General features: G+C 29.6%; 6 protein-coding genes. 3 read left to right on the plus strand and 3 right to left on the minus strand.

All coding sequences use genetic code 11. From position 1 onward, the window contains the following. Nucleotides 1-533, minus strand: a 533-nt coding sequence (locus N0M92_RS28710; RefSeq protein ID WP_260288971.1) for a relaxase/mobilization nuclease domain-containing protein, incomplete at its 3' end; no start/stop codon positions are given. A 25-nt stretch (nucleotides 534-558) separates the two neighbouring features. Then, nucleotides 559-1,266 carry a hypothetical protein gene (locus N0M92_RS28715; protein WP_260288972.1) on the minus strand — a complete coding sequence of 236 codons (708 nt, stop codon included), beginning with the start codon at nucleotides 1,264-1,266 and terminating at the stop codon, nucleotides 559-561. Nucleotides 1,267-1,536: 270 nt separating this feature from the next. Between N0M92_RS28715 and N0M92_RS28720 the strand changes: the two genes are divergently transcribed. From N0M92_RS28720 to N0M92_RS28730, 3 genes are read left to right on the plus strand one after another with little or no spacing between them, the layout of a single operon-like run. Continuing rightward, the gene (locus N0M92_RS28720; protein WP_260288973.1) at nucleotides 1,537-2,739 is read left to right on the plus strand and encodes a PcfB family protein; all 1,203 of its coding nucleotides are present in this window, start codon (nucleotides 1,537-1,539) and stop codon (nucleotides 2,737-2,739) included. A gap of 50 nt (nucleotides 2,740-2,789) precedes the next feature. Next, entirely contained in the window at nucleotides 2,790-3,362 is a 573-nt protein-coding gene (locus tag N0M92_RS28725; RefSeq protein ID WP_260288974.1) for a hypothetical protein, read from the plus strand. Nucleotides 3,363-3,376: 14 nt separating this feature from the next. Further along, complete coding sequence (locus tag N0M92_RS28730; protein ID WP_260288975.1) at nucleotides 3,377-3,562, plus strand: hypothetical protein; 186 nt, start codon at nucleotides 3,377-3,379, stop codon at nucleotides 3,560-3,562. A 784-nt stretch (nucleotides 3,563-4,346) separates the two neighbouring features. On the opposite strand, the gene N0M92_RS28735 is transcribed toward N0M92_RS28730, so the two are convergent. Continuing rightward, nucleotides 4,347-5,444, minus strand: coding sequence for a helix-turn-helix domain-containing protein (locus N0M92_RS28735; RefSeq protein WP_260288976.1), 1,098 nt, complete (start codon nucleotides 5,442-5,444; stop codon nucleotides 4,347-4,349). Between the last annotated feature and the right edge of the window lie 439 nt (nucleotides 5,445-5,883).

Raw genomic sequence — 5,883 nt, forward strand, 5'->3', positions numbered from 1 at the left:
GATTTCTTATTAGCCCGTAAAACATACTCATTAAACGCTAAAGATTTATTCTTTTTCTTTCCTTCCGGTTCAATAATAGATAAGCCATGTTCTTTTGATACTTTGTCATTTTCCCTTCTTAAATCATACAGTGAATGTTGCCTGTTGCTATCAAACATTTTTAAATCCTCAAAGTTAATCGAATTAAAAATAATATGGTTATGAAGATTCTCTGTTTCTATATGGGTAATAACAGTGTATTGATGTTTACCTTTGAAGTAATTCTCTGCTAATTCAACACCATATTGATGTGCTTGTTCAGGCGTTAAATTATCATCACTATCAAAGGATTGAATTATCATTCTTGCTGATACATTTTTGTTACTATTATTTTTTTCATTGTAATCAAGTAAAGTAAGTTTGAAATCCCTTTCAATTGTTTCAACATCACATTCATAAGAGGTTACCAATTCTTCATTTGTTTTGTGTTCCTGAAGGCTATATTTTATTACAGCTTTCAGGTCTTTTACTTGTTGTATTTTGACAATTGACACATGGATACCTCCTTAAAAAATCCACTTAATAAACTTCGTATTCATCTAATATTTCTTTAAATGAAAACCAATCATCATCATCAAAAATATTATCTAATTTTGCAAGTTTCATTTTCAATTTTTGAGTATATATAAATATGTCATTTGCAAATTTAATAAGCCTTTCATCATCCAGTGAAAAAGTTGTGTCTCCATATAAATACTCCCAAACATAATCCTCAATATCTTTATCCTGTTTCGGTGACTTTTCGATTTCACTAACAATATAAATAATGTCGTCTTTTATTTGTTCATATACTTCCTCTAAAACAACCTTTTTTGGTACTTCTAATTGATTTTGTTGCAATGCTTTTATTAAATTTTCCTTGTCATTTAAACTTAAATTTTCACTGTTAAAATTCTTCTTCAAGTTGAGAAGTCTATCATATTCTTTATTCAAAAGATCAATAATTATTTTTTGATTTGTTTTTAAAAAATCAATGTCACTATCTGAATAAATTCCGTCAGTATTAATCCTACGGATTAAGCTATTTATATTTTTTCCAATGTAATTAATTTCTCTTGCTAAATTCCTGTAAACGCTCATATCTAAATTTAATCTAAAATGGCTTTTTGCACTCTCAATTAAAAATGCAGAGACAGTTTTAAAACCTAATACATCAGACTTTTTTTTTATATATTCTTTATCCTCATTGGAAAGAGAAATTTTTAAATCAGTTTTTATTCTAGCCATTAATTTTTCACCTAACCTTTTACATAAATTTCGAGCGAAGCGACAACAAATATTGCTGTTTGTTTTGGAAAAACAACAGCATTTATATTTGTAAAGGTTGTAGGAATCTCCTACCAAGTCAAAAACGTAGTTTTTGGGGAGTGTGGTCACACTCCCGTAGCTTGCCCTTTCCTTTTCGCCCATATTTAGTGTTAGATAATTATATCATTTACATCCAAAATATGGTATAATTAAAAGGAATAACTACAAGAAAAAAGGACGGTGGAAAGAATGGCGAATGCAGATGAACTTACACATGTGGGGATGGAAATTGTAGTTCAAGGTACGAAACTTTCAGGGGAAGTATTATTAAAAATACTGGAATCTATATCTCGACTGTTTGAAAAAAACTCGGAAAATCGAGAATATATTATCAAAGACAATACCAAAGAAGGTCAACAAAGAATAAAAGACTTAGTAAAAAAACATAAAGAAGGCGTAATGGCATTAGATGATAACGTGAATAAAGAACAAATGAATGATTATGTCAAAGAATTTAAAAAGCTAGGTGTTGACTTCTCTGTTGTCAAAAATGAAAAGGATGACTTTTCATTCTTCTTTTCTGCTAAAGATGCAAATGTTATTGAAAAGTCTTTAAAAAATATTGTGGAAAAAAAGAGTAAAAATTTAGAAGTAAAAAAGGGAAAGAATGTTGAAAAAGACTTAGAAATTGAACCAAGTGATAAGATTAAAAATATAGAACCAATCGCTGCATATGCTGAAGCATTAGTCCTACAAGAAAATTACGGATTATCCAGCAATAAAGTTGAATGGAATAATGAAAAATTTTTGAATCATTTAAAAGAAGTTGATCCACAAGCTCATAAGGATTTTTTGCATTTAAAAGCGTTAGATTCTCAATTTATTGGAGAAAAGAAAATTGACAAAGATATGACTGATAAACCATTAATAAAAGAGTTTGATTCAAAAGAACAACAACTAGATCATATTTATAAACAATTAACTCCTAAAGAAAAAGATTTATTTAAACAATTAAATAAAGTGCAAATAGAAGGTTTAGATAATTTTTATGCTGACAGCTCATCTCATAAAGAATCGAAATATTTTGATAAACTAGCAGAATCGTTTTCGGATGAATCAATAAGTAAAGTAAGTAAGCTGTACCATGAAAATATGGATACATCTAATTTGGGTGATACTCCAAAAGGAAAAATTCATATGGACACTTTAAGCAACGTTGAAGATAATCTAGAAAAAATGAAGCAAGGCCAAAGAGAAAATCCTGAAAATAAGATTGGAAAAGGAAAACAAATCCAACCTCAAAATCAAAAAGAGAAACCAGCAGAACAAAGTCAAAATAAAGCTGTAAAACCTCAAGAATATTCATTACGTGCTGTTAAAGAAATAGATACAAAATTGAAAGAAGATAATAAGAATCAAGACAAAAATCGTACTAAACAACTGTCAAGGTGATACTTTAAAGTATCGACCATAAAAATAAAAAGAAAGGAGTGTTTTTAATCTTGCCTGAAAAAAAGTTTGAAAAAAATGAGCGTATTGAGAGAGTTCGAGGAACGGAAGAAGATAACATTGAACTTGCTTATAAAAAATTATGCGAATTTCAGCAACATTATTGTGAAGTTATATATAAAGATTCTGGCGGTAATATTGTATATGACATTGATCCAGCAAGATTAGCTGAATTAGAAAATATACCTGAAAACACATTAAAGCAATATGATTTTAATACAGTAGAATTTCCTTCTTACGAAAGACTGTTTGAATCTAAATATAAGCAAAGATTTTTAAAGAACGTGGCAGCAATCCAGCCTAAAGAAATAGAAAAGAGATTAGGCTCCGATACATTAGATCTGACAATAAAAAGAGACCGAGAATTAAGGGATAGCTATTTACAAAGAACAAAGGAAAGGGATTTAGATAATGATGGAGTACCGGACCGAATTGACATTGACGATACAAGGAACAGTGTTCAAACAACATCTGATTTGGGTATTGTAAAAAATATGGCTAGTAAAGAAACAGGCAGGGTTCAAGAAAAAAGGAAGGAAAGACAAATAGACGAAATGGAACTGTAAAGGAGGGGACTATTATGAAAACATCTATGAGAGCTTTATTAAGCACATTGAGATTTTCAATCTATATTTTGTTAAAATTGTTGACCTTTACAGTTTCATTCGCATTTATTTTAATTCAATTCGTCCTGGGCATTGTCGTTATTATTTTTTCACTCGGTGCAATCGGTTCATCCACCATTGATTTTGGAAGGCGAAAATAATATAAAAAAACTAATAAAAAAATTCGTCTATTAAAATTAGATAGGCGTTTTTTTATGCACAACAAAACACACTTGCAAGTGTGTTTGTAAGTGTAAAGGGAGAAAAACACGAACATTTTTGAACTGATTCCCGAACAGTATTTATAATTATTAGTATTAATATTTTTCATTAAAAGGTATGTTTGAAGCTATATGTACTAAAGACATGTTCGCAGGGTTAACCCTGCCTTAGCCTTTAGGATAACATTTTATTTAGGAGAAACGTTTGTGCAAACTATGAATAATAATAACTTTTGATTGTTAGACAAAGACTTTTATGAAATCTATCGAAGAAGCTCGAAGTAACTCGTTTAAGCGTTTAATATACTTCCTTGCTAATTTAATACCATAAATGAATTAAAGTCACTTAGAGGGGCTTATATGGCTTTTAAAGAGCATTTAGATAATGTTACCTGGGTCGTACAAGCCGATATACATCCCAATTAATTATATAACCTTTTCTTTATTCAAGTTAAAACCTTGAATATGTTCAAATTTGACACTTCTATATGAATCTTGTCTAAGTATTAAGAATTGCTCTCCAACAATAAATACCCGTTCAACAGGTACATTCGTTCGATTTATATAGGTTCTTTCACGATTTAATGTAGTTAAGTTAAAAGTTTATAAGTGTTAACATCTTAAAATTCAGGATTTAAGCGACTTTAAGCAAGGTAGGCAATTAAATATTAACTCCTTTATTTCCCGGCGTAAAAATGGCTCTTAGAGATAATAAAGGGGATCGTTAATATATACCCATTGAATCCAATTCTTCAGATGACGAAACATAATCAGGGGCAATAATGGCTGGCACTGATTCTTGAATCGGTTTTTCAATAGATAATTTGCTTAAATCTTTATCCAACCAATTAACAAATGCAATACTGGAAGATTGTGATTCATCTGATTTTGATTTGTTATGTGAACGTGGATATTTTAGTAAGTCAGAGTAGAGATCGGAAAACATTGCAGGAATAGATTTTTTAATTATTCCTCCCTTGCGTAAGTGTTTTTCAATCTTCCATATTGCTTGAATTGCTAAGATTAAAGATTTTTTATCTGCGTTACTTCCAATACGTAATCCAAGTACAGAAGCATGATCTTTTAGTTTTTCATGATATGTATGTTTTTTAATTGTTTGATATAATTCAAACTGGAATTTATTAGTATAATATAGTGATATATGTTGGTCCTCTTTTTGTTCTTTAGCTGCGTTTAATAATTCATTTTCTATGGAATCCTTAATACTATTTTTTTCTTGTTTAGAACTAAGGAAGTTATTATTGTTAGAACTCGATTTTTCCTCCTCTGTACTTACTCTCCCAAAGGATTGTTCGTCTTCAAGACCTACAAAATGACCTACAGTAAGTTCTCCAAAAGCATTATTATCTTCTGTTTTTTCCTCATTTTCTTTTATTTCTTCATTTAGCTTTTCTTCTGGCAACTCATCAATGAAAAAGACTTTATTCAAGATTTCTTTAAAATTGGGATGAGATTTTAAAACAAATATGTACTTCCCAGCGTTATGATCAGCTAAACGACCAACAATAATTTTTCCAGTTTCTTTTATTGCTTTTACAGCGTTATAAACAGTTGTTACTGATACACCAATATCTTCAGCAAGTTTATCGGCACCAATTTTCCAAATACCGCAGCCACTCAATAGATATGTAATTTTCTCCAAAACTAAGTATTGTTTGTTCGGGAATAGTTTATTAAAACTCTTGCCAGATTTAATTACTGACTGTTCGATTGAATTAAGTATCATATACTTTTGTTCAGTATTATGCCTTATACCTTGAATGTATCTTTGTACATCCAAATTGTACGCAGTTAGCATCATTTTATTTTTCTCCTTTTCGGAAAGGAAAAAGACACTACTCCCTTTTAAAAATAACAAGGAAACAGTGCCTAAAAAAATAAGTATAAGACTTGAAAATACTTTTAATATGTTTTAAAATAAAGACATATCAATATATAGATATGTAATAAATTAAGATACACATTAATAAAGTATTTAAAAGGCTTTTGGCAAGTGTTTCCCTAGTCAGGTTAGGGTAAACGGTTTAGATGTGTTGGTCGCACTTCTAAACGCGCTGAAAGTCTTTTTTATTTCCGTTCATATTTGATATTTCTATTATAGGTTTAGTAATCTATTAAAATCAAGTGAACAGTAGTAATTTTATGCAGAAATTTTAGAACCCCGTGACAATTTTTAACAAGTTGTGAAGCAGGGGTTTTTTTATTGTGTTTGAAATTCAAAACAGTAATATGTTATATTT

The sequence above is a fragment of the Peribacillus aracenensis genome (assembly GCF_025175645.1).
Taxonomy (GTDB): domain Bacteria; phylum Bacillota; class Bacilli; order Bacillales; family DSM-1321; genus Peribacillus; species Peribacillus aracenensis.

Coding starts and splice junctions, on each gene's coding strand:
- N0M92_RS28715 (WP_260288972.1), bottom strand. CDS start 1,266: ATGGCTAGAATAAAAACTGATTTAAAAATTTCTCTTTCCAATGAGGAT.
- N0M92_RS28720 (WP_260288973.1), top strand. CDS start 1,537: ATGGCGAATGCAGATGAACTTACACATGTGGGGATGGAAATTGTAGTT.
- N0M92_RS28730 (WP_260288975.1), top strand. CDS start 3,377: ATGAAAACATCTATGAGAGCTTTATTAAGCACATTGAGATTTTCAATC.
- N0M92_RS28735 (WP_260288976.1), bottom strand. CDS start 5,444: ATGATGCTAACTGCGTACAATTTGGATGTACAAAGATACATTCAAGGT.